Genomic DNA, 23,743 nt, shown 5'->3' on the forward strand with positions numbered 1-23,743 from the left:
AAGGTATCATCTAACCTTAACGTCTTTCTTTCGCCACAAATAGTAAACAGCAGGTAATACGAGCAAGGTTAAGATAACAGCGCTGATCATTCCTCCAACCATTGGCGCCGCTATTCTACTAACCACTTCAGCCCCAGTCCCTGTGCTAAACATTATAGGCAATAAACCAGCAATTGTAGAAACGGCCGTCATCATGACGGGGCGAACACGAAGTCCTGCCCCTTCCATTACAGCAAGAGAGAGACCCTCTTTCGTTAATGCTTTACCATGCTCTAACTGACTTTTTTCATATTCATTATAGGACTGGTTTAAGTAAGTCAGCATTAGTATTCCTATTTCTACAGTGACACCGGCTAGAGCTATAAAACCAACCGCTACAGCAACTGAGAAATTATAATCTAAAAGATACATTAGCCAGATTGACCCCACCAACGCGAGAGGCAAAGTTCCCAATATAATGGCTATTTCTGTAGCGTTTCGAAAATTCATATATAAAAGAACGATAATAATCGCGAGCGTTAACGGAATCACGTAAGTCAGTTTTTCCTTTGCCCTTTCCATATATTCGTACTGCCCGGACCAGGTAACTGAATACCCTGCTGGCAACTCGAGTTCTTGTTCTACAACCTTCATTGCTTTTTCAACATAAGTGCCGACATCAACTCCCTCAATGTCGACAAAAGTCCAGCCATTAAGTCTTGCGTTTTCGCTTTTAATTGCCGGCGGTCCAAGTTCAACGTAGACATCAGCCACATCCGCCAAACTAATACGCTGCCCGTTTGGCGTAACTAAAGGTAGCTTCTTTAATTCTTCCGGCGAATCACGGTAATCTTGAGGGTAGCGCAAGTTTATTGGGTAACGTTCAAGCCCTTCAATGGTCTCTGAAACATTCATTCCACCAATAGCCGTGGCAACGACCTGCTGCACATCCTCAATGTTCAAGCCATAACGTGCAGCCTGCTCTCTTTCTATGTCAACTTTGACATAGCGTCCACCTGCCACTCGCTCTGAATAAACAGAAGCCGTACCATCGACATCATCAAGTATTGCTTCAAGCTGCTGCCCTATCGTCTGAATTTCATTAAGATCGGCTCCGGCAACTTTTATACCTACCGGCGTTTTGATACCTGTCGATAGCATATCAATGCGAGTTTTAATGGGGTAAACCCACGCATTGGTCAGCCCCGGAAACTTTACAAGCGCATCGAGTTCTTTTTTCAACTTCTCAGTGGTCATACCGTCTCTCCACTGATCTTTCGGTTTCAGTTGAATAAAGGTTTCAATCATCGTTAGGGGTGCCGGATCAGTGGCGGTATCCGCTCGACCAATTTTGCCAAAAACCGTCTTCACTTCCGGTACCGTTTTTATGAGCTTGTCGGTTTGCTGCAACAGCTCCCTTGCTTTACCAATTGATAATCCGGGATAGGTAGTGGGCATATACATCAAATCGCCCTCATCCAAATCTGGAATAAATTCACTACCAATTTTGTCAATCGGCCAGACACCAACGGCCAGGATAACAAGCGCTCCGACAACTGCTGTCTTGGGGTATTTCAAAATGCCTTTTAAAAGCGGTTTATACCCGGCGATCAATAACCGATTAAGCGGGTTTTTCCCCTCAGGTGTTACCTTTCCTCTGATAAAATATCCCATCAACACGGGGATAACGGTAACCGCTAAGGCTGCACTGGCTGCCATTGCGTAAGTTTTCGTGAAAGCAAGCGGAGAAAACATCCGCCCTTCCTGGGCTTCTAAGGTAAATACCGGCATAAAGCTGACGGTAATAATGAGCAAGCTAAAGAAAAGAGCAGGGCCCACCTCTGAAGCAGAGGCGGCAACCACCCGCCAGCGGTTCTCTGCTGTCAGTGGCGTTTTTTCCATATGCTTATGCATATTTTCAATCATGACGATGGCACCATCGAGCATAGCGCCAATAGCGATTGCGATCCCTCCAAGTGACATAATATTCGCGTTAATTCCTTGCCAATACATGACAATAAACGCGGTTAAAATACCCAAAGGCAAGCTGATAACGGCAACCAGCGAGGAGCGGACATGGAAGAGAAATATCACACAGATAAACGCGACAATAGCGAGTTCTTCTATTAAACTTTTCCAGAGACTTTCCACGGCATCCGAGATAAGCCCCGAACGATCATAGACAGTGACTATATCGACACCTTCTGGTAGCCCAGACTTTAATTCTTCCAACTTTTGTTTAACGCCATCAATCGTTTTTTGGGCATTTTCTCCGAAACGCATTACCACAATACCACCCACGGCTTCTCCCTCACCGTTGAGTTCGGCGATACCGCGTCTCATTTGGGGGCCCACACCCACATCAGCAACGTCTTTAAGCAATAATGGCGTGCCATTTTCATCAACGCCAAGCGGGATACTCTCTAAGTCTGACACACTATCAATATAGCCTGAGGCCCGGACCATATACTCAGCTTCCGCCATTTCAACCACCGACGCCCCCACTTCCTGATTGCCTCGCTGGATAGCATTTTGTATGTGAGCAAGAGGAATATCGAATGCGCGCAGCTTCTCCGGATCCACTTTCACCTGGTACTGCTTTACCATCCCGCCCAGGGCGGCAACTTCTGAAACCCCCTCGACCGTTTGCAGTTCATACTTTAAAAACCAATCCTGCATACTGCGTAACTCACTCAAATTGTGGTTACCCGTGCGATCAACCAAGGCATACAAATACACCCAACCAACCCCTGTTGCATCAGGGCCTAATTGCGGTCTTGCATTAGAAGGCAGTGTCGGAGCAACCTGAGACAAGTATTCCAGTACTCGCGAACGCGCCCAGTAAGCGTCTGTATCTTCGTCAAAAATGACATACACATAGGAGTCGCCGAAAAACGAATATCCACGAACGGTTTTAGCGCCGGGGACAGACAGCATAGCGGTTGTTAATGGATAGGTTACTTGATCTTCTACCACCTGCGGCGCTTGACCCGGATAGCTGGTTTTAATGATCACCTGGACATCCGACAAGTCCGGCAGTGCGTCTACGGGCGTATTCTTGACCGCAAAAGCACCAACACCCACGAGGATTAATGTCGCCAAAAGAACGAAAAAACGGTTACTCACTGACCATCGAATGATTGACTTAATCATGGTTATGCTCCTGCTCTGTCACTTGTTTTTGCTCAGGAATATGAATCGATGTGAGCTGGTACTGTTGCTTCCCGACTTGCGTTATTTCCGCATGCAAGGATAACCCCGTGCTAAGCTGAGAAAGTTCAACATCCGAAGCAACATCGAAGTCCATCGTCATTGCAGGCCAGTCCCATTCAGAAATCTCACCGTGCTCCAGCGTAACCATCGAGTGCTGAGGCATAACATTTTTAACGGTTGCTTCAACCCAGACAGCTTGAGCTGCTGCGTCACTTGACATACTGTCGTGGCTCTCGCTATCAGTGTTAGAGTCGTGGTTCATACGTTTAAAGTCGGAAGACTTACTGGACTCAGAGTCAATTAAGAACTGAGCCGATGTAACAATTTCATCACCTGCCATAAGACCCGATAAAATCTCAACTCGCGAGCTACCTAACCGCCCAACGTCAACATTAACTGATTTAAATTTCCCATCACCCAGTGCCAGGACAACTCGGTTCGAATCACCCATTCGGATAAGCGCTTCTTTAGGGATGATTAAGTTTTTGTCGCCTAAACCAGCCTTAATGTTAAGATTCGCAAACATGCCCGGTTTTAAAAAACCATCCGGGTTGTCGAAGTGAATTCGAACTTGTCCCGTCCGAGTTTTAGGGTTAAGTGACGGATAGACATAATCAACCTTTCCTTGCCACTCTTTACCTGGAGCATACTCAAGGTTCATTTGAACGTCATTGCCTACCTCAACCTGGTTCAATTGCCGCTCAAAGACTTCTGCAATAACCCAAATTTTATCCAGTTGAGCAATGGTCATTAAATTCATACTCGGCGTTACAAACGCACCTTCACGCACAGTCAGTCTATCCAATACCCCGGACTGCTTTGCTTTTACCGTGATTGTTTTCTGAATTTTACGAGTTTCTTTTAACTTCTTAATCTCAGATTCAGAGACTTGCAGAGCTCTTAAGCGTTCTTCAGCGGCATCAATTAGCACCTGATTACCTCTTTGCGAGGCCAATACAAGCTCCTCTTGCGCATTAACCATTTCAGGAGAGTAAATACTGTATAAAGGCTCGCCGGCTTTAACCGAGTTACCAACCGCTTTTACGAAAAGCTTCTCAATCCAGCCTTCAACACGAGGACTTACTGTTAATACTCGGTCCTCATCAAACTGAACATAGCCAACTGTTTCGATATCTAGGTTGAGTCTCGAGGACGTGACGGTTGCAGTTGTAACCCCAAGGTTATTAATAACGTCGGGATCAATTCTCACCGTACCAGGTGAACTCTCTTCTGCATCATCGCCATAGTAAGGAATAAGGTCCATCCCCATTGGAGACTTTCCTGGTTTGTCTCGACGATAATTGGGATCCATCGGAGCCACCCAATATAACGGCTCTTTTTCTGCATTGCCCGATGAACGATCAGACACTTCAGTCGATTGCATTACATAGCCAATAGTGCCAGCGCCAACTGCAAAGCCTACAGCTAAACTTATAAGAGATTTGGTGACTGTTTTCATTTTACACTCCTGAAAGTAATAAGTAGTTTGCTTCGGCAATCAATTTTTGGCGGTTGATGGCGATTGCTAATGCATCAATTTTTGCGTCGATTTCCGCAATCTGTGACCGTACCGCCTCGGCAAAGTCGCCATCATCATTGTTGTAGGCAGTCAATGCGGCTTCAGACTGGGCGGACATTTGTGGAAGTAGCTCTTCGTGATATAGGGCAGCACGTTCATTCAAACGGTTCAGTTGTAAAAACGTACTGCGTAAATTGGCTATTAACTGCCTGGCAACCAATAACTTCTCAGTTTTTTTTGCTTCCGTTTTAAACTTTGCTGAGCGTACCTGCTTATCCTGTTTGTTATCAGTAAATAAAGGGACATCGAACGTAACCCCGACTGACAGCAAGTCGGCACGGTCATTGCCGCTTGGATCGTCGTTTCTATGGCCATATTTCAGATTGGCTGACCATTGCGGTTTATAACCTTGCTGAGCGAGCTCGACAGACGTCTCCGACGCCAAAATGTCTTGATCGGTCGCTTGCAAAACCGGGTGTTCTTTTATCAATTCGTACAAGGCTTGATTCGGTATTGTCGAAGGTGATAGCAATGTCTTCTTCAGCGTAAGACTCGGAAGGTCATCCGGTAACGTTGATTTCGCTATAACACCTATCCATTCCGACAATTCGCTTTGAAGTTGCTCCTCTTTTTGTCGCAGTGACGTCAACCTATCATCCAGGCGTGTAAGCTCAAGTTGGGCTCTAATAACATCTTGCTGCCGTGCTTTTCCCTCGGTACTGGTATAACTCGCCTTAGCCGTCGACACTAACTGTTCAAAAAGCGCTCTATCCGATTCAATCAAGCGAATACTTTGCTGAAAGAAAAAAACATCTAACCACAACTTCGTGACCGTTGTTTTGACCTTTGCAATACGATCCGCTCTCAAAAACGGTTGTTTTTGAGCTAATTGGTTTTTCTGCTTACGAGACAACGATAATGTGTCTCCTCTGGGAAATGCTTGTGAAACACCGACGACTAACTGGGTCATTCCTTCCTGTCTTGAACTAAAACTGTCAACCGGGAAACTGGCAGCCGTGAGCGATATTTGAGGGTCAGGCAAACTGGAAGAGGCTATTGCTTCACTCGCGAATGCTTCTTGGGTTTGCTTACTTGCCGTTAACCAAGGATCTTCTTGTACAGCGATACTCACTGCTTCTTGCAAATTCAAAAGCGGCTCTTGTGCATTAACGACATTTGGCACCACTACAGTCAGAACACTTAAATAAGCCATTCTTCTTAAAAGTTTCATATTGTTACTCTCAAAAACTGTGAATTTTTAAATTAAACACAGACCAAGTTATGAGTCGGACCGTAACGAGGACGACGAACGACGTCGTAACGACAATGACCGAACCAAAGCTTATAGCTGTGCTTTTACCTGGACGATAAACGCGCCAGGAGCGAGAAATTTAGTACTTTTTAAGAGTAGATTGGGGGCCGAAATAGCGAGAGAGAGTGCTTTTCTTTAATATTCGTATCTAAGAATGAGGAAGCGTTAAAAACCAGCTTCTCAATAGGCGGAACGGTGGATTGCTCAGAATAAACGACAGTAATCGACGGGCTGTAACAATGTCGCATCATTGAATCAGAGCAACAATTATCGGTAAGAGAGTGCGACACTTCGCAATCAGCAAGATCACAAACCTGCTCAGTAGAATCGTGCATACAGGCCTCTTCCGTACTGATAGTTTGTGAAAATGACATTGTTGTTACTGCCAATAGCAATAGAGCAATGATTAAACGATACATGCGAAGTTCTGCTGTAAAAACATGCTTGAATTGTATATCTTTTGCTGATAAGGATCAATCAATTAAAAGAGATACTCATAGCGAGGTAGTCAATCCAGGTGGCGATACGACTACTATATCACCACCCAGATTTACGACTAACTTAGGCGATTTTAAAGTCTAAATACCAAAGTCATCGAACTTTATGCGTTCTCGCGGAACACCAAAGTCAGCAAGAGACTTTAACGTTGCTTCTAGCATCGGCGGAGGACCACACACGTAAATATCTAATGTTTCTTTGTTTTTGCCGGCCAACCACTTCATTGCGGTTTCGTGCACAAAACCAGTTGGTCCAGTCCAGTCATCCGACTTGGCGCTCTCAGAAAGAACAGGTATATAAGTTAACCGCTCTTCTCTTTCAAACTCGTTTCTATAACAGAGTTCCTTTTCATATCGAGCACCGTAAAAGAATATGCAACGACGAGGAGAATCTGCTGCTAATTCACTTTGTATTAACGCTCTTAACGGTGCAACACCTGCGCCGCCTCCAATAAAGACTTGCGTGTGACTATTTTGTTTCGTCAGCTGAAAGTCACCAAATGGTCCTACAGCATCGACACGCGCACCAGCCTCCAGATTACATAGGTAGTTTGAGCCGATACCCGGGGGAATCCCTTCACTTGGCGATGGCAGCTGCCTTATGTTAAATACAAACTGAGTCGGGTGAGGCCGCGTAGCAACCGAGTAATGCCGTGACAATATTTCGTTTATATGTGGAATACGGAACTGCATAAATTGCCCGGCTTCATAACTAACGGGATCTGAACTTACAAAAGTAAGCTCCATAATGGATGGAGTGAGTTGCCGCTTTGAATCAAGTGTTAAAGCAATATCATCGACTCCGGCATTATGCAGCTTAACGTCATAGTCGGGTGATGTTCTGTGCTGACACGATAAGCGCGTCCCCGCTTCTAATTCAGTAGCGCTCAATAACGCTTTTTCAGCGGCTGTCGGACTCGGTATGCTGTTGCCTTGTAGTGTCACTTTACATAATCCACAAGTACCGCCACCGCCACAACTACTCGCAATTGGTTGCCCTTTCTGCTGAAAATATTCTAGCCACGTTCTCTTACGGTTCGGATTAAAGTCACCGTTAGTAATATTTCGGCCTAAGAGAATTAAGCCCGATAACGAAAACCAAAGAGCGAATAACCCGGCACTCCAAATCAATAAATGATTAAAGCTTCGGCCACCAGTGTAATCCATAAAATGCAGACGAAATGCCCAGTCAGCTATTGTCCATGGTGTATTGCGATGCTCCACTACCTGAGATGAGGCTTCATCGATGTATATCCGAGTATTAAGATCATCCTCGATATCAATGCGGAATCCTGAGGCATTCCAGCCATTCACTTCATCGCTTCCCTTGACTCTTTCAACCCTTTCAACCTGGCCCGGTCCATTGTAGCTATTCAGCGCTAGCTGAGTCGCCAAAGCTTGGTCCGTAGACCACCGTTCACCGGTATCTGCGTTGAAGTAAAGCAAACGTCCATCTGGCAGAGACACCTGATACTGACCTACCCCGGCAACACTGACCAGTTCAATGGAGTGAGCTAAGGGGAATCGTTGATGCATTTCAGTAACATCGATTTGAGGCGCTATTTTTTTAAGTGGGGGTTCAGAGTTTTTTGAGACCATATATTGGTGGCCTGACATTCCGTGATGTCCGGTTAAGCTAAAAAATAACCCACTCACTAGCCACAAAGCGACTTGAATCACTAAAACCAAACTCACCCAACGATGAAGCCATTGCATAAACCTTATCATTGAGCACCCCCAGTCGATTTTCTCTTAAACGTAATCGTATAAAAAAGCAGGACAGTGCCCGTTATCATTAAAATAAACGTACCGATAATAAAGCCCTTTAACCACCAGGTCTCGATATCCACACGCTCGTCGTAGTCCATTATGTGTAACATCCAGGCGATATCAAACCCCCGCCAAAACGTATGTCGCTTTACCAAAAGCTCCCCGGTCGTTTCAGATAAATACAGACTGGTATTACCGAAATCGTCATAATTTACCTGCCAAATCGGTAACAAAGCACCACTCACTTCTGTTGGTGGGTTATCAGTCATGTAAACGACCGATTCAATAGCGTCGGGATCCTTCGTGTAATATTGATTCGCTAACTCTTTAATGTGTTGTTCGGTTATATCAATACGCTGCAGCGACTCCGCATTAACTAAAAACGCTCCCTCGTTACTCTCTATTTTATACACCGGCTGTAACTTCTGATTCAGCCATACGCTTTTTAACGACGTTTTTCGTGTTTCTGGATAGCGGCTCAACAGGTCATTTAAGCTTGATATTTCAACACCTTTCGGTATTGGCTGGCTTATATCCTGAACTAAGTGATCACCATGAATATAATCCAAATCGAAGAACACCATGTAAGCGCCACTGATTGTCCAAATAACCATTTGCAGGCCAAAAATCAAAGATAGCCAACGATGCCAAACTCGCCAGCTACTGGAGCGTTTCTTTTGAGTCATACCCTACCTCAAATTTAATAAAAAAAAGCTGCCGCTCCCAGGGAAAAGCGACAGCCAGTCTAGTCTTTAAAAGCTGTAACGTACCTTCAGATATAACTGACGGCCTAACAAGTCATATGTCATAGTGTCAGTATTGGCGTCCGTCCAACTTTGAATATAAGGCGGTTCTTTGTCAAAAAGGTTATTAACACCGCCAGTCACGCTCAGTTTTGAATTTACGAAATAAGTTCCCTGCACGTTATGATAGAAAACACTGGGTGCTCGGGCTCCAATATCTCCCGGAGCAGCATTAATGTCATCGGCAGGTCCAATGTACTGGACGGAGTAATGTACACGCCAGTCCTGTTTCATAAAGGTTCCCGAAGCGTTTGAACGCCAATGCGTATAACTCCCTCTACCGCCAGTAATATATCCGGCATACTCAATTTCATCCGCACCAACGAAAGGCGCAAATGTATACTCATTTAGGTAACTGACATTCCAACTGAAGTCACTTTTCCAACCCAGCAGCTCGGTGTTATAAAACAAAGCCGTATCAATACCCGACACATTTTCAGTTGCGGCATTGGTGGGTTGAGCAGACAAAAAGTTAATATCGCCAGTTAAAGAATCTCTCGTGAAATGCTCCGGACTGCAAAATGGGTGCGATAGATTTTCTGAGTTATAGCAGACAGACAGCTTCGTTGAACCGGGAATTCTTTGGATAGCATTCTCAATATCAATATCGTAGTAATCAACCGTCAATTGTAAATTGTCCGCCGAGCCGATATCCCATACGAAACCAGCAGTGAAAGTATCTGCGTCTTCCGGTTTTAAATCTGGGTTCCCACCAACAGTGGTAAGCACTGTTGCACCAAATTGTTCATACCCTGCAGGAACGCCGTCTGCTTGACAGTTTGCCGCCACAGTTGGGTTAGCGCCGGCTTGATCCCATCCGTCACACGGGTCCGTTGTTGTCAGATTTCCTTCAGCAACACCACCGAAGAGTTCAGGTATGTTTGGAATACGAAAAGCAGTTGACTGAGTCGCCCGCACTTTCAAAGCATCCGATACACGCCAGTGAACGCTCGCTTTATAATTTCCATCACTACCAAAGGTGTCATAATCACTGTAACGATACGCTAAATCTAAATTCAACGACTGAATCAGTGGTAAGTCCGCCAGCAACGGTAAAGAAGTCTCAGCGTAAACTTCATCAACTGTATAGCTCCCTTCTATCGGGTCCGCCTGATTGGTATTCATAATGCCAGCAACAATTGATGAATCCGGGTTTCGCCAACCTTTCTCTTTACGATGTTCAACACCAAAAGCGACTGGCACCCATCCAGCAGGCATTTCAAATAAGTCGCCTGAAATGTTTGCGGTCAATGAACGTTGTTCATTCCCCCCATTATCAGTCGTGCGAAACATGATGTAATCCAATGCCTCTTGAGACAGATCCCCATAACCCAACAAGTCGATACAGGGAATGCCATTGGAGCCGCATGTATTAGGGTCTAGGCCCGCAGATAGACGCTGCATATTGACGATATTGGTCATACCGTCAATGGCTGTATTACGGCCATAGTTATAAGCAACTTCCCAGTTCCAACCTGAGCCAATAACACCATTCATGCCGACGACCGTTCTGAACGTATTAACATCTTGAAAGAACGTTCTTGGTCCACCTTCTAATAAGCGACGACCTTCAAGTCGAATTGTTTCGCCCGTTGGGTTTGTTGGGTGGCTGGCATCAAACTCAATACCTCTTAATGTTCCCGGCGTTGCTAATTGATCGGAGGTTCGGTTGTTGTATAAAACTTCAGCAAAAACCGCCGCATCCGAAGACAGTTGATAATCCCCGAAAGCAGAGAAATTCCAGTTTGTAATTGGGTTAACCGAATTTAAATAAGGAAAAAATGCAAAGTTATGTTCCTCAGCGCTGTAGGGCTCATAAAAATCACCGTTACCATCAGCATCTTGACTGAAATTAATACGATCACCAGCATTTGGACCCGTCAATATGGTTGCCCTACCCCCAATGGTACTTGAACTTCCAAAGCAATCCAGTTGGCCTGGCGTTAATTCACCCAAAGCACAACCCGCTTGATCAGCCATATTAACTTCGTCTGAAGAACGATAGCCTAATGTCGCCATTACGCGACCTTTATCATTGCTGGCGCCAAATATCATATTAACTTTGCGATCTTGACCCTCACCATCATCTGTCGAGCCTAAGCGCCCTTCGATAGTAAAGCCATCGTAACTTTTACGGGTGATAATATTCACCACGCCCGCAACGGCGTCCGCACCGTAAATCGCTGAAGCGCCATCTTTAAGAACCTCGATGCGCTGGATCATTTCAACCGGTATCATATTTAAGTCAACAGAGCTGTTTGCGCCAGTACCGCCGTTAACAACACGACGGCCATTCAGCAGTACAAGCGTTCGGTTAATGCCCAGCCCACGCAAATTAACTTGAGCGGTGCCATAGCCGTTACCTGTCCAGTAGGCATTACTCTGGCTGCCAGCAAAACCAGCAGAGGCTGACATTCTCTGTAAAATCATTTCTACCGAGGTCATTCCCGATACTTCTATATCTTCCGCCGTGAAAACCTGAACAGGAGCAGCACTTTCTGCTTCTATTCGCTGAATTCGCGAACCAGTCACCGTGATTTTCTCAACGTCTTCGGCTTGAGTATTATCAGATCCTGACTGTGCCCAAACTGTTGTTGTATTAAAAAGTGCCGCAGATACACCTATAGCGACAGCAGACTTAAGTAACTTTTGCATTTTGTCACCTCGATTAGATTATAATTATTTTACTTTCCGATTAGACTTCGTACTGCTATCTAAGTTGTTTATACAACTCTCAGAATAGAAACCTCAGAATTTTAGTCAAGCTAAAAACGATTAAAGTTGTATAAAAAAACCTTTAACAGCAAAGCCTATAGCAGTTGTATATTCAACTTAGAGTTATCCTCATGTATCAATAATCTTTTAAAATAAGCTCTTCAAGATGACTAGAAAAGCTATAAAAAAAGTTGTCCACTTTTTTCAAAATAAAAATAATTTTTCATTTTTAATGAATTTTTACCCTCTTCTGATTATTGATGCTTTTAATCTTTTGCCGACTATAATGCGTACATGAATACATAAGTTTTACGTAAGGAACTTGGCTATGAGTCAATCAATTAAAAAAGCCACGCTTTACAGAATGTCGACACCTGACCACCAATGCCCTTTCGGTTTAAAAACCCGGCACTTACTTAAAGCCAACGGTTACGATGTGGACGACAACCTACTGGAAAGCCGCGAGGAAACCGACATATTCAAGGAAAAACACAACGTCGATACCACTCCACAAGTGTTTATTGGTGATGAACGCATCGGTGGGTACGAAGAGGTTCGAGCCTTTCTTGGAAAACCTCTTCCTGACCCTGACGCAACCAGTTACCGACCCGTTATTGCATTATTTATTATGACAGCGCTCCTCTCCGTAGCCACGTCGTGGTTGTCTTTTGGTCGCGCATTTACCGGACAAACCATCGAGTGGTTCATCAGTTTCTCGATGGTGGTTCTGGCCTTGCTCAAACTCCAGGACGTAGAGAAATTCTCTACCATGTTTCTCAACTACGATCTTCTCGCCAAAAAATGGGTGCCTTATGGCCGTGTTTACCCCTACGCCGAAGGCTTGGCGGGTCTGTTAATGGCAGCGGAATTTGCTCATGTCATTTCCATCCCTATTGCGTTATTCATAGGCATCGTGGGTTCTGTCTCCGTTTTTAAAGCCGTTTATGTCGACAAACGTGAGCTAAAATGTGCCTGTGTCGGTGGCTCAAGTAATGTGCCGTTAGGCTTCATTTCGCTCACTGAAAACCTCATGATGGTCGCTATGGCTATCTGGATGTTTTTTACAATGAACTAGAAAAGGAGCGCTATGCGCTCTTTTTCTTAACGCTTTTTACGTAAAAACAAAATCTCACCAGCGGCAATCAATGCCATACCGATAAGAGACGCCCAAATAACCTGCGGATCGCTTGTCCATTTCACCCATATAAAAGCGGCTAAAACGATGACATCTAGCGTGATTGCGCTGACAAGTATGTAAATATTGGCATTCACTTTTTGTCTAAGATGTCTCAATACCCCCCAGTGGATCGCAATGTCCATAACGATATAAAAAATAGCACCAAGCGAAGCGATTCGGCTCAAATCGAAAAAAGCAGCTAAGACCATAGCCATCACGATAGTGTAAACCAGTGTGTGCTTCTGAATGGAACCTGGCATCCCAAAATGACTGTGTGGCACAAGTTTCATATTGGTCAACATAGCCAACATTCTCGAGACGGCAAACGCGCTCGCGATCACACCGGATACCGTTGCGACAATTGCAAAAGCGACCGTTACCCAAAGTCCAGTCTCGCCATAGACGGGTCTGGCAGCTTCAGCAAGCGCATAATCTTTCGCTTTCACAATCTCATCTATGGACAGGCTCGAGCCAACCGCCAGAGTGACCAGAACATATATTAACGCGCAGATAATCAACGAAATAATAATGGCACGCCCGACATTTTTCTTGGGCTCAACAATTTCACCGCCACTATTGGTTATTGTTGTAAACCCTTTGTACGCAAGTATGCTTAAAGCAATCCCCGCTAAAATACCGCCGCCGGTAGCTTCTTCTGGAATAGCCGATATCGATTCAAACTGAATGCCTGAGGCCCACAAACCACCAGCCGCTAAAATCACCAATCCTAAAGCCTTAACAAAGGCCATAAAAAACGAGAACGTTTGAATAAACTGATTACTCAAAATATTGATAAAAAACGCAAAGACCAGCAAACCAACCGCCAACAACGGGACAAGCCACTGCGCTTCAAAAGAAATTAATTGGCTGGTATAGGACGCAAATGTCCGAGCGACTAAACTTTCATTAATCACCATAGAAAAGTACATCAAGAGTGCGAATATCGCCGTCACACTTCCTTTTCCATAAGCTTTACTGAGGAACATCGCAATACCGCCCGCTGACGGATAGGCTTTCGCCAACTTAACGTAAGAGTAAGCGCTAAAGCCGGCAATGATACCGCCGCACACAAACGCCAGGACAAACCACTCTCTTGCCAGCTGAGCAACTTGTCCGGTCAGTGCAAAAATACCAGCGCCAATCATCACACCAGTCCCCAGCGACACCGCCCCCCAAAGACTCAGGCTGCTTTTCTGATAATCCTGATGTCCGTGTTCATGATCGTGTTCTGCCATAATCAGCTCCTGTGATTGAACTCAGTTGGACCAATGGATCCGGATAATTTTCCAGCCAGACTCAGTCGTATTTGATACGGTTACGGTTTCATTCATCGTTAAATCAACCTCACGCCCGTTATACTCCCCGGAAACGCTATACCGAGAAGTGATCACAGCAAGGCCATCGGCTTCTTGTACTGTCCTTTCAAGCAACTGTGAAGGAACCGCCTGGCTAAACTTAATATCTGACTTAAGGTGATGAGCACTGTACTCGGCCAAGGATCGTTCAACACCACCACCTTCAAAGATAAACACATCATTGGAAAGCACATCTTTAACGACTTCCGTGTCACCTTCAGTCAAAGCCGTTCGAAACCTATCAAGCACAACTGTCGGTTCAGATACTTCCTCGGCACTACTAGGCGCTGAAATAAACAGCACCGAAACCATAAAAACACTCATGAATAATTTCATTCTTATTATTCCTTACATTAACTAGGGGAAAACGCGCTGCTTAACGCAGAGGCCAGGGTAAAAATAGTGACAGCCAATACCATTTCCGCCGTTATGGAGTTTTTGAGTCGCTTGGCGGCCGCGTTATCATTTAATTGCGGTACGAACTTTAATTTATGCAATGCGGCAACAAGGAGAATCAGCGCCACAAACACAAGTTTCGCTAGTAGTACCGTGTCATACGACGTAAGCGGCAGCTCTGGCATCCATCGCCCTGTTGCACTACGATACATAACCAAGCCCGCAATAAGGAGTATTGGAACCGCTGCAGACATATGCACACCAAAACGCTCCATAATGGCTTTCGCTTTAGCAAGCGGTACCGACGTTGCCAGCTTTCGCAATGAGTTAAGACTGCCGAACCAAACCCAAGCGACTAACAAGTGTGTTAAAAGCGCTAGCTTTCCCCACCAGACGGCGTCACTGCCGTGACCAATACTTAAAAAGCTCCATCCCATGAGTCCAATGGCGACAACATATAGCACCCACTTTATACGTTTTAGCTTAACAACGGAGTAAACAATCCAAGCAATAGCAACCGCTATCTGAAGTTGGATGAACAACCCAACAGGGCCGGTCCATATAAACTGCATGTAGGTCGTGTCAATCATGCCGGCAAAGCCTTCAGCAGCAAAACTACCGACTTTCAGAAAAAAATACAGAAGGCTTGCCAGTAATAGAAGCAACGCAACAAGGCTATTCTTTCGTTCAGACTGCTTTTTTAAACCGGACAAATAAACGATATAAGGCGAGGCAGTCATCACCGCGTTAAGCCAGAATATAAAGGCCAACGTTAAAACGCTGGCCACACTCCAAAGGGTCATCATTTCACCTCAAAGCTAAAATCACCCGATATTTTATGACTGTCCCCACCCATTGCCGTCCAATAAACCGTATAACCACCTGACGCCAAATTGTTTTTAACAGCAATTTCGTACGCTGCTTTGGGAGTCATGCTCATCGAAAAGTCCAGCGGATGCATTTTACCGTCATCTGAGTGCAGCATAATTTTAGCCAGACGAACATCACCGGAAAAATTCATCGTAATTTCCGTAGGTGACTCGGACAAAGTAGCACCGTCCTCCGGGCTACTGGATGTTAGGCCGACGTGAGCGCTGGCCCATGCACTAAAAAATAACGCGGTACCGAAGGCTAATTTAAGTACGTTTTTCATGTTGTTTCCTCTTTGTTTTATTATCAATTAAAACCAAACTCTGGCCCCAAGGACCACGCCTGTTTCTGTGGTGTCTTCACCCATTCGTTTCATTTCATCTGCCGTATTTCCTAACGCCCCGTTCCAATACACACCAATGTAAGGGGCAAATTCACGACTTATTTCATGGCGATATCGCAACCCCACGCGCAAGTTGCTCAAGCCACTTTGCCGTTCATATTTGTCTGAGTCTGTCAGGTTGGCTGTTAACTCAATGCGAGGTTGTAAGTACGAGGTTTGTGTTAACTGCCACTCGTACTCGGTTTCGCTAACAAATTGGACATCGCCTTCTTCGTTCATCATCAAAGAATTATCCATTTCAAACCAGTACGGCGCCAAACCCATAAAACTTAAGACCGCATAGTTTTCCATCGAGGCATCCGACGATAAGCTGCCTCGCGTACCGATACCGGCCTGAAACGACCAATACGGAGACACCAGATACCCATACAGCAGTTCGGCACTTTCTAAGTCAGTGGGCTCACCGTCGTCTTGAACATTCTCCCCTTCACTCTTGAAAACAGCTCGGTGATAGTCACCGCCATACCAAGCAATCATGTCCCAGACGGCTAGGTTCTCTTCCTCGTTGGTTCGCGTTAACTCCAACCGATCGAACAGTACTTGCCCGGTGTAATATTCTTTGACGGGTTCAGGCCAGTCCTCTTTCGCATGTCCGGCGACTGCTAAACCTGGCAACAACGCCGCACCCACTAATAATGATTTACCGTACATAATAGTCCTCCTTATGCGACATTGACCACACGGAACATACCCGCTTTCATGTGATACAACAGGTGACAGTGGAACGCCCAACTACCCGGCGCGTCTGCCGTTATCAATAACGACACTTTTTCGCTCGGCTTCAGGCTAATCGTATGTTTGCGTGGGCGTGGATACTGTCCGTTTTCAAGTTCCATCCACATACCGTGTAGGTGTATGGGGTGGTCCATCATCGTATCGTTTACCATCACCAACCTCAGTCGTTCTCCATGATGAAACTGAACTGGGCCATCCACCTCGGTAAACTTCTTCCCGTCGAAAGACCACATGTAACGCTCCATATTACCCGTTAAGTGCAGCTCTATCTGTCGCTCAGGCTCTCGCGTATCCGGCCATTCATGCGCGCCGATCAAGTCGGTATACACCAACACTTTATGATCAACGTCTTCCAATCCAATCCCGGGTTCATGCAAACGGCTTATCGGATTAGTAGCAATCATAGCCGCCCCGGCGCCATGTCCGGATTCACGGTGTTTGATTTTAATGTTTTCGACCGGGAGCTCTTTTTTGTGTGTCATTTTATGCGTCATATGGCTGTTATTGCCGCCCATATGCTTCATATTCATGCTATTGCCTTTCATATCACCAGACATTGCCATCGCTCCCATGCCCATAGCGGCCATGCCTCGCTCAGGAGCTTGCCGTAGTTCAGGCACTTCAGCCTCAAGACCAAGTTCTGGCGTTAATGTTCCTCTGACATAACCACTTCGATCAAAGCTCTCAGCATAAATAGTGTAAGGCTTGTTTTGCTTAGGCTGGACAATTACATCGTAGGTTTCCGCCACACCAATGCGGAACTCGTCAACTGGCACTGGCTTCACAGGCTGCCCGTCAGCGGCCACAACCGTCATCTCCAATCCAGGGATTCTCACGTCGAAGAAACTCATTGCCGAACCGTTAATGATACGAAGGCGTACTTTTTCACCAGGCTTAAACAATGCTGACCAGTTCATTGCTGAATCGCGACCATTCATCAGGTAGGTATAAGTACTGCCCGTCACATCCGCAATATCACGGGGGCTCATTCGCATTTGCCCCCACATTTCTCGTTGCTTCCAGGTTTTCTCTAACCCTTGCTGTCGCACGTCCTCGAAGGTCTCAAATATCGTACGTTTTTGATAGTTATAGTACCCCTCCGCAACTTTCAAGTTACGAAACACGGTATCCGGATCTTCGAATGTCCAGTCGCTGAGAATAATGGTATGTTCTCGATCAGCACCAATGTCTCCGTCTTTGGGTTCAATCACTAACGGCCCCAGGTGTCCCAGTTGCTCCTGCAAACCGGAATGGCTGTGATACCAATAAGTTCCGTTTTGCTCGACATCGTAGCGGTACTTGAACGTTCGTCCTGGCTTTATCCCTTCGAAAGATACGCCTGGCACACCATCCATGTTCTCGGGCAATATAATTCCGTGCCAGTGAATTGATGTGTCTTCCGACAACCGGTTAGTCACGTTTAACTTTGCTCGCTGCCCTTCTTTTAAACGAATCAAAGGGCCCGGCATTTGGCCATTGATGGTTATTGGTGTTCCTACTTTATTTCCCACGAGCAGTGGGGACTTTGCAATGGTGAGATCAATCTCATCGTTTGTCAGGATCTGATCTTTAAAACTGCGTCCCTGAGGAGCAGCCCAAGTTGGGGCTACTTTGGCGATTGCTAAAGCAGACGCCACAGTGAATGCAGATTTAATAAACTTTCGACGCCCTTTGTTAAACTCATTGCTCATTATGACGCTCCTCTTTTGAGGTTAAATTTTGATGACGTTGAATGTCCTTTTCCCTATCAGACGGTTCATCAGTAATCGATGATTTAAACCCTTTTATCGCACTACCAAGATCGGATCCCAGGGTTCGTAGCTTTTTGCTACCAAAAAGAAGAATGACAATAACCAGTAAAACTCCTAACTGAACCATACTCATGCCGCCAAATCCCATAGCTAAAGCCCTCCATTTGAGAGTGCTTGCTGCTGCTCTAAACTTGCTATCTGCTGATAAGGTGTAATTGAACCGTCCTTTTTGATTTCATAGACCGTATACGGTTGAAACCGAGTACCCATTTCCATACCAACAGACCCTACCGGCATGCCAGGAACAGTTAATCCAATGCCATTTTCTGACTTTTTCCCAGCTAAATAATGAGAAACCAATGTAGGAGGAACGTGCCCCTCAAAGACATAGCCATTACTAGAAATAGCGGTATGACAGGATTGGACCTCGGCACTAATACCGGAGTCACGTTTTCGTTGGGTCAGGTTGTTCGGATGTTGTACGGACACACTAAAGCTATCGGGTAAAGCTTGTAACCACTTTTCACAGCAACCGCAGTTGGGATCTTTTAGAACGGTTAGTTGCTGCTCTTCTACATCGGTTGCAGATACAGACACGGAAAACAGCATCGCCAAAACAGCGATATTGCGTTTGATAGACATAATTATTCACCGATTAATAAGTTTTAAGGAAACACGCCGAGCGTGTGTTAAATTTCTAGTAACTTATTAAGCGGTAATTATTGGGGGACGGAATAAATTAGACGCGTGTTTAGCACGAATTGAGGTGTCGATGGGCGCATCGACTTTGGCACAGAGGTTAACTGCAGCGGCATTAACCGAAGAAGACTGTCCGACAAATAAAACCGAGCCGCCGGAGCAATGCCGAATTGTCATGTCAGCACAGCACGAGTTGTGCTTTTGCTTCTCATGTTCGCAGTCGCTTACGTCTGCTTTTTGCATCATGCTGTGCTGCATTTGTCCTTTACCATGACATGCGTGAGCATCTGCCGTTTGCGAAAACGACATCGACACCAATAGCACTGTCATTAATAACAGAATTCGAATTAGCACGAGCACCCTGCTTTTTGCAATTTAATAAACTTTAGTCTAACGTCATTTTAACGCATGTCAAATAAGGAGCAGATAATGATGAATCACGAAATGTTCGCAGGTATGGGCTTTCTATGGATGCTGATTGTGGGAGCTATTTTTATTGTTCCCGCATGGCGTATCTGCCAACGAGTTGGCTACCCTGGTCCATTGGGTCTTCTGATTGTTATCCCTATCGCAAATATCATTCTTCTTTACTTTATAGCGTTCGGCCCATGGAAAAATGTTGATAAATAGCTAATTCACTTTAACCAAAGCAACAAGTATAGCTTTTCATCTCTGATCAGAAGCACGAATTTATGGGTATACGGATTTAATGGTTGATGGGGCACCTTCACCCCATCAATCTGATACCACCCTCAGATGGTTGATAGATCGACTCCGTAGTTGAGTTCCTCTGCGAAGTCCGGCAGTCCGTAACCGATGGTTTTCTTGTAGAAAGGAGAGACCTTCGCAGTCGGTGCCTTCTTCTTGTGCTTCGTGGTGTAGAGCATTCGTGCCCGCATCACCTCGAAGGAGTAACCGCGCCCTTCACGGTTCTTGTCCTTGGCCAGTCGGTTGATGGACTCCGTGTAAGCGTTGGTGACGGGCATGTCCGTCTCGAAGTAGGTCATGGTCTCTTCGCGCCAGTTTCCCACTGCCCTGACCAGATCGCTCCAGACTTCCTTTTGGCCCTTCGGGATGGTGGCTATCCACTCGTCCAGGGCGGCTTCTGCCTGGAGCCGTGTGGTGGCGTCCCAGATGCCGTAGAAGCGCTCCTTGTGCTCGTAGGCGGCCAGCAGTTGCGGGAACGCGCCTGTCCAGGTCTCCATGATGAGGTGCTCCCGGTCTGAGACTTCGTGAGCGCGTTTCAGCAGGATTTTCCGGTCTCCCTTGAGAGTCCCCGGCTCTGGGACGGTTTCAGCTCCTTTCTGAGGCCCTTGCGCACCCTCTCTAGGGCATCGTTGGCCATGCGCACCACATGGAACTTATCGACCACGATACGGGCCTGGGGCAGCACAGCCTTGACCGCTGCCCGGTAGGGGTTCCACATGTCCATGCTGACGATCTCGACCTCCTGCCGGTCTGTGCCGCCACAAAGGTGTAGGGGTGGTTGAAGGATTCCTTCTCCACGTATTCATGCAGCCGCAGCGTCATACGGAAGCCGTCCACCATCTCCGGTAGCTGGGGCCTGAAGGTTGTCTTGCAGGCCCGGCAGGTGTACCGGCGGCGGACCACCCAGAGGGTGACCCGCTTGCCGTGGATGGGCAGATCACGATAGGGAACATCACGCTTGCCGAACCGCACGAACTCACCCTGCACTCCGCATTCTTCGCAGGCGATGGGATCGAGCACGTCCGCTTGGAAGTGCATGTCGTCGTCGGTGGTTTTGCAGCCCAGTACTTGGTATTGCGGCAGGTGAAGGATGTTGTCGGGAAGTTCGGTCATGGTGTTGTATAGGCGAAGGTTTCAGTCAGATCCATCCGACTCGGCATTGGTGTTTGTTTTTTTACCTAAAAAGCTGCCGGAAACGAAAAGTAAGGCACCGAGGACAATTGCAATATCAGCCAGGTTGAAGGCCGGCCAATGCCAGTCTCGCCAATAGAAATCAAAGGAATCCACAACATAGCCACGAAAGACCCGGTCAATCAGGTTGCCCATGGCGCCACCGAGGATAAGACTGTAAGCGATGGCTTCTCCTTTATGACGATTTTCAAGGATCAGCTTGATCAGAAAAATCGAGACCGCCACCGCGATCCCGATAAAAAAGTAGCGCTGCCAGCCTCCACCATTCGCAAAAAGACTGAATGCGGCACCGGTGTTCCATAGGTGCACCCAGTTAAAGAACGGGGTCACCGAAACATACTCGCCATAGGCCATTGATTGCTGCACCAGCCACTTTACAGCCTGATCAGACGCTGCCAGCAGGCCCGATATGGACAATAGGGCATACGGCGAGAGCTTTTTGCCAATAATGAGCATTATTTAACCCTTCAACGCCAAAATGCGTCTGGCACCGTTAAGTACAATGGCCCCCGCGATGGTGCCGATAATCAGATCCGGATAATTGGAACCGGTCCACGCGACCAGGGCGCCGGCGGTGATGACCCCCAGGTTGATCACCACGTCGTTGGCCGAGAATATCCAGCTTGCCTTCATGTGCGCCCCGCCTTCCCGATGTTTGGATATGAGCAGCAGACAACTGGTATTGGCAATCAATGCGACGAATGCGATAGCCATCATCACCAGCGATTCAGGCTCACTACCGAATACAAAGCGTCTCACCACCTCTACGAGCACGCCCACAGCCAAGATCAGTTGCAGTACACCAGCAAGATGCGCGGCACGTACCTGCATTTTCACGCTATGTCCAACCGCATAAAGGGCAAGCCCGTACACCGCCGCATCGGCAAAATTGTCCAGGGATTCTCCAATCAGGCCGGTGGACCGGGCGATCAGACCGGCAGTCATTTCCACCACGAACAGAAGTGCATTGATGCCGAGCAACCAGCGCAGGGTCCCGGATTCTTGCTTAGCAGAAGCTGCCGAAAACTCGGCGGCCTTGATGGTCTCCGGATTTGCAGCGACGGTTTCCTGAAGCGAGGCGCCTAGCCCCAAGGTCTTCAGTTTCGAGGTGACGGGCTCGACCTCGCCGTCATGCACGACCTTCAGCCGGCGGTTCGACAAGTCGAAGGACAGCGCCCGAATCTCCTCAAAGCCGTTCAGGGCTAGGCGAATCATTCGTTCTTCTGATGGACAGTCCATCTTCGGCACGGCATAAACACTGACCCATCTCCCTGGCGCCTCGGAGGAGGCCTGTATATCGGTATCCGCTGCGGACGTTGCATCACCGCCACAGGCGCCACCACAGGATTTGCTCATGATACGACTCCACTTGAACAATGTTGTGGTACCATTTTAAACTATAAAGCTACTATAAGGTCAATAGAGTAAAGAATCCGTTGGGGAGGAGGCTGATGCGCATTGGTCAGTTGGCGCAGTTGGTAGGGGTCGAAACACAGACGATCCGCTTCTATGAACAGCAGGGCTTGTTGCCGCCGCCTGATCGGCAGGACAACGGTTACCGTGTCTATACCGAGAAGCATGGTGAGGGGCTGGCCTTCATCCGTCGCTGCAGAATCCTGGGCCTGTCACTGGCTGAGATTCACGAACTACAGAGCTATCAGGACGACCCTCATCAGCCTTGTACCGCCGTCAACGCCTTGCTCGATGATCACATCTCTCATGTGCGGTCGCAGATAACCGCTCTGCAAGCGCTTGAGAAACAACTCGTTTCACTGAGAGCGAGTTGCAACGATGACCGGGAAGTTGAGGCGTGTGGGGTTCTTGCTGGAATTAGCGAAGGAAACATGCACCAGCAGTAGGTGAAGCATCAACCAGATAATCCGATGAAATGCCGGTCTGTCTCACTCTCATGCAAAGGTAAGATCAACCATTTAATCCGCTTACCCGAATTTATTTGCCACTACACGTTCACAAGTTGCAGACCACTATAGCTATGTTCAACGTGTTAAGCGAGTATTGGGCATAGCCAAAAAGTTAAAAGATTCATTTGTGAAAAAGCTTTCAATCAAAAAACTAAAGCTGAAGTTTTAGTAACAAGGTAAGTAACACGCTTGAATCTTAATATTTTTTATCCACTATAAAACAATAAGTTATTAGATCTTATCGATTCCGCCTCCGGCACCACTATTCTAAAGGCCCTGCACTTTGTGCGGGGCTTTTTAGTTTCTGATGGTGTACCAGATTTGTACCAATCGAGCCATCAACGTTACAAGCCACTCGTTTCAAGTGCTCGGTAGCCAAATGTGCATAACATGGTAACGGTTAGCCGTTGAGGCAGACGCTTCACTCCGAATATCAAACTTTACCTCGTCAATCAGACTTCGATTGATTTGGTCTAGATAGAGACCTCTAAAGTAAACGTCTAACCGTCTTAACTTACCAATATCTTTTTGGTGGTCGCGTTTATCTTGCTTTTCAGTCAACCAACGGATTGGTGAGCCCGACAGCTTAACGTCTGACTCATGGTTAACGATTACGGAATCAGATCAGTTATTAGTAGTCAACGATCATGGCTCTAATTATGAATTTGCCAATACGTAATCCAATGAACCACAACCAAACACTCTACTCCGACAGTTCGTACAGAGGG

Annotated in this window: 20 protein-coding genes and 1 pseudogene; 3 read left to right on the top strand and 18 right to left on the bottom strand. The window is 46.5% G+C overall.

What is annotated here, in order from left to right; translation table 11 throughout:
- Nucleotides 1–6 precede the first annotated feature (6 nt).
- The 6 genes from OS145_RS09715 to OS145_RS09740 all read right to left on the bottom strand — a co-directional run bounded on the left by OS145_RS09715 (nt 7) and on the right by OS145_RS09740 (nt 11,748).
- On the bottom strand, nt 7–3,132 hold the full coding sequence (locus OS145_RS09715) for an efflux RND transporter permease subunit (RefSeq protein WP_006956226.1): 3,126 nt from the start codon (nt 3,130–3,132) through the stop codon (nt 7–9).
- Complete coding sequence (locus OS145_RS09720; protein WP_006956229.1) at nt 3,125–4,651, bottom strand: efflux RND transporter periplasmic adaptor subunit; 1,527 nt, start codon at nt 4,649–4,651, stop codon at nt 3,125–3,127. Before OS145_RS09720 ends, OS145_RS09715 begins: the two co-directional genes overlap by 8 nt.
- Nucleotide 4,652: 1 nt before the next feature.
- Nucleotides 4,653–5,942, bottom strand: a complete 1,290-nt coding sequence (locus tag OS145_RS09725; protein WP_050750004.1) for a TolC family protein — start codon at nt 5,940–5,942, stop codon at nt 4,653–4,655.
- A 659-nt stretch (nt 5,943–6,601) separates the two neighbouring features.
- Complete coding sequence (locus tag OS145_RS09730; protein ID WP_040488074.1) at nt 6,602–8,248, bottom strand: PepSY domain-containing protein; 1,647 nt, start codon at nt 8,246–8,248, stop codon at nt 6,602–6,604.
- The gene (locus OS145_RS09735) at nt 8,245–8,976 is read right to left on the bottom strand and encodes a membrane protein (RefSeq protein WP_006956236.1); all 732 of its coding nucleotides are present in this window, start codon (nt 8,974–8,976) and stop codon (nt 8,245–8,247) included. Before OS145_RS09735 ends, OS145_RS09730 begins: the two co-directional genes overlap by 4 nt.
- Before the next feature lie 66 nt (nt 8,977–9,042).
- Nucleotides 9,043–11,748 (bottom strand): TonB-dependent receptor, encoded by a 2,706-nt coding sequence (locus OS145_RS09740; protein WP_006956238.1) that lies wholly within the window; start codon nt 11,746–11,748, stop codon nt 9,043–9,045.
- A gap of 388 nt (nt 11,749–12,136) precedes the next feature.
- Between OS145_RS09740 and OS145_RS09745 the strand changes: the two genes are divergently transcribed.
- Nucleotides 12,137–12,883, top strand: a complete 747-nt coding sequence (locus tag OS145_RS09745) for a MauE/DoxX family redox-associated membrane protein (RefSeq protein WP_006956240.1) — start codon at nt 12,137–12,139, stop codon at nt 12,881–12,883.
- A 26-nt stretch (nt 12,884–12,909) separates the two neighbouring features.
- Here the strand turns inward: OS145_RS09745 and OS145_RS09750 are convergent, their stop codons facing one another.
- The 9 genes from OS145_RS09750 to OS145_RS09790 all read right to left on the bottom strand — a co-directional run bounded on the left by OS145_RS09750 (nt 12,910) and on the right by OS145_RS09790 (nt 19,548).
- Nucleotides 12,910–14,220 (bottom strand): APC family permease, encoded by a 1,311-nt coding sequence (locus tag OS145_RS09750; protein WP_006956242.1) that lies wholly within the window; start codon nt 14,218–14,220, stop codon nt 12,910–12,912.
- Between the two features lie 21 nt (nt 14,221–14,241).
- Nucleotides 14,242–14,676 carry a YybH family protein gene (locus tag OS145_RS09755; RefSeq protein WP_006956244.1) on the bottom strand — a complete coding sequence of 145 codons (435 nt, stop codon included), beginning with the start codon at nt 14,674–14,676 and terminating at the stop codon, nt 14,242–14,244.
- A gap of 17 nt (nt 14,677–14,693) precedes the next feature.
- Nucleotides 14,694–15,542, bottom strand: a complete 849-nt coding sequence (locus OS145_RS09760; protein ID WP_227016391.1) for a CopD family protein — start codon at nt 15,540–15,542, stop codon at nt 14,694–14,696.
- The gene (locus OS145_RS09765; protein WP_006956248.1) at nt 15,539–15,889 is read right to left on the bottom strand and encodes a copper resistance CopC family protein; all 351 of its coding nucleotides are present in this window, start codon (nt 15,887–15,889) and stop codon (nt 15,539–15,541) included. The genes OS145_RS09760 and OS145_RS09765 overlap by 4 nt, the downstream gene beginning before the upstream one ends.
- 27 nt (nt 15,890–15,916) lie before the next feature.
- Nucleotides 15,917–16,660: a copper resistance protein B gene (locus tag OS145_RS09770; RefSeq protein WP_006956249.1), complete on the bottom strand. Its 744-nt coding sequence runs from the start codon at nt 16,658–16,660 to the stop codon at nt 15,917–15,919.
- A gap of 11 nt (nt 16,661–16,671) precedes the next feature.
- Nucleotides 16,672–18,435: a copper resistance system multicopper oxidase gene (locus tag OS145_RS09775; RefSeq protein ID WP_006956251.1), complete on the bottom strand. Its 1,764-nt coding sequence runs from the start codon at nt 18,433–18,435 to the stop codon at nt 16,672–16,674.
- Complete coding sequence (tatA, locus tag OS145_RS09780; RefSeq protein ID WP_006956252.1) at nt 18,425–18,643, bottom strand: twin-arginine translocase TatA/TatE family subunit; 219 nt, start codon at nt 18,641–18,643, stop codon at nt 18,425–18,427. The genes OS145_RS09775 and tatA overlap by 11 nt, the downstream gene beginning before the upstream one ends.
- A 2-nt stretch (nt 18,644–18,645) precedes the next feature.
- Complete coding sequence (locus tag OS145_RS09785; RefSeq protein WP_006956253.1) at nt 18,646–19,137, bottom strand: DUF411 domain-containing protein; 492 nt, start codon at nt 19,135–19,137, stop codon at nt 18,646–18,648.
- A gap of 66 nt (nt 19,138–19,203) precedes the next feature.
- Nucleotides 19,204–19,548 carry a hypothetical protein gene (locus OS145_RS09790; protein ID WP_006956254.1) on the bottom strand — a complete coding sequence of 115 codons (345 nt, stop codon included), beginning with the start codon at nt 19,546–19,548 and terminating at the stop codon, nt 19,204–19,206.
- 75 nt (nt 19,549–19,623) lie between these two features.
- On the opposite strand from OS145_RS09790, the gene OS145_RS09795 reads away from it, so the two are divergent.
- The gene (locus OS145_RS09795) at nt 19,624–19,824 is read left to right on the top strand and encodes a hypothetical protein (RefSeq protein ID WP_006956255.1); all 201 of its coding nucleotides are present in this window, start codon (nt 19,624–19,626) and stop codon (nt 19,822–19,824) included.
- Between the two features lie 122 nt (nt 19,825–19,946).
- Here OS145_RS09795 and OS145_RS09800 read toward each other — a convergent pair.
- The 3 genes and pseudogenes from OS145_RS09800 to OS145_RS09810 all read right to left on the bottom strand — a co-directional run bounded on the left by OS145_RS09800 (nt 19,947) and on the right by OS145_RS09810 (nt 22,449).
- Nucleotides 19,947–21,015 (bottom strand): annotated as a pseudogene (locus OS145_RS09800) (transposase).
- Nucleotides 21,016–21,036: 21 nt separating this feature from the next.
- Nucleotides 21,037–21,549, bottom strand: coding sequence for a signal peptidase II (lspA, locus tag OS145_RS09805; RefSeq protein WP_006956258.1), 513 nt, complete (start codon nt 21,547–21,549; stop codon nt 21,037–21,039).
- Between the two features lie 3 nt (nt 21,550–21,552).
- Nucleotides 21,553–22,449 (bottom strand): cation efflux transmembrane domain-containing protein, encoded by an 897-nt coding sequence (locus tag OS145_RS09810; protein ID WP_006956259.1) that lies wholly within the window; start codon nt 22,447–22,449, stop codon nt 21,553–21,555.
- Between the two features lie 80 nt (nt 22,450–22,529).
- On the opposite strand from OS145_RS09810, the gene cadR reads away from it, so the two are divergent.
- Entirely contained in the window at nt 22,530–22,952 is a 423-nt protein-coding gene (gene cadR, locus OS145_RS09815) for a Cd(II)/Pb(II)-responsive transcriptional regulator (RefSeq protein ID WP_011588648.1), read from the top strand.
- Nucleotides 22,953–23,743 lie beyond the last annotated feature (791 nt).

Origin of the sequence: Idiomarina baltica OS145, from assembly GCF_000152885.1 — a bacterium.
GTDB classification, from domain to species: domain Bacteria; phylum Pseudomonadota; class Gammaproteobacteria; order Enterobacterales; family Alteromonadaceae; genus Idiomarina; species Idiomarina baltica.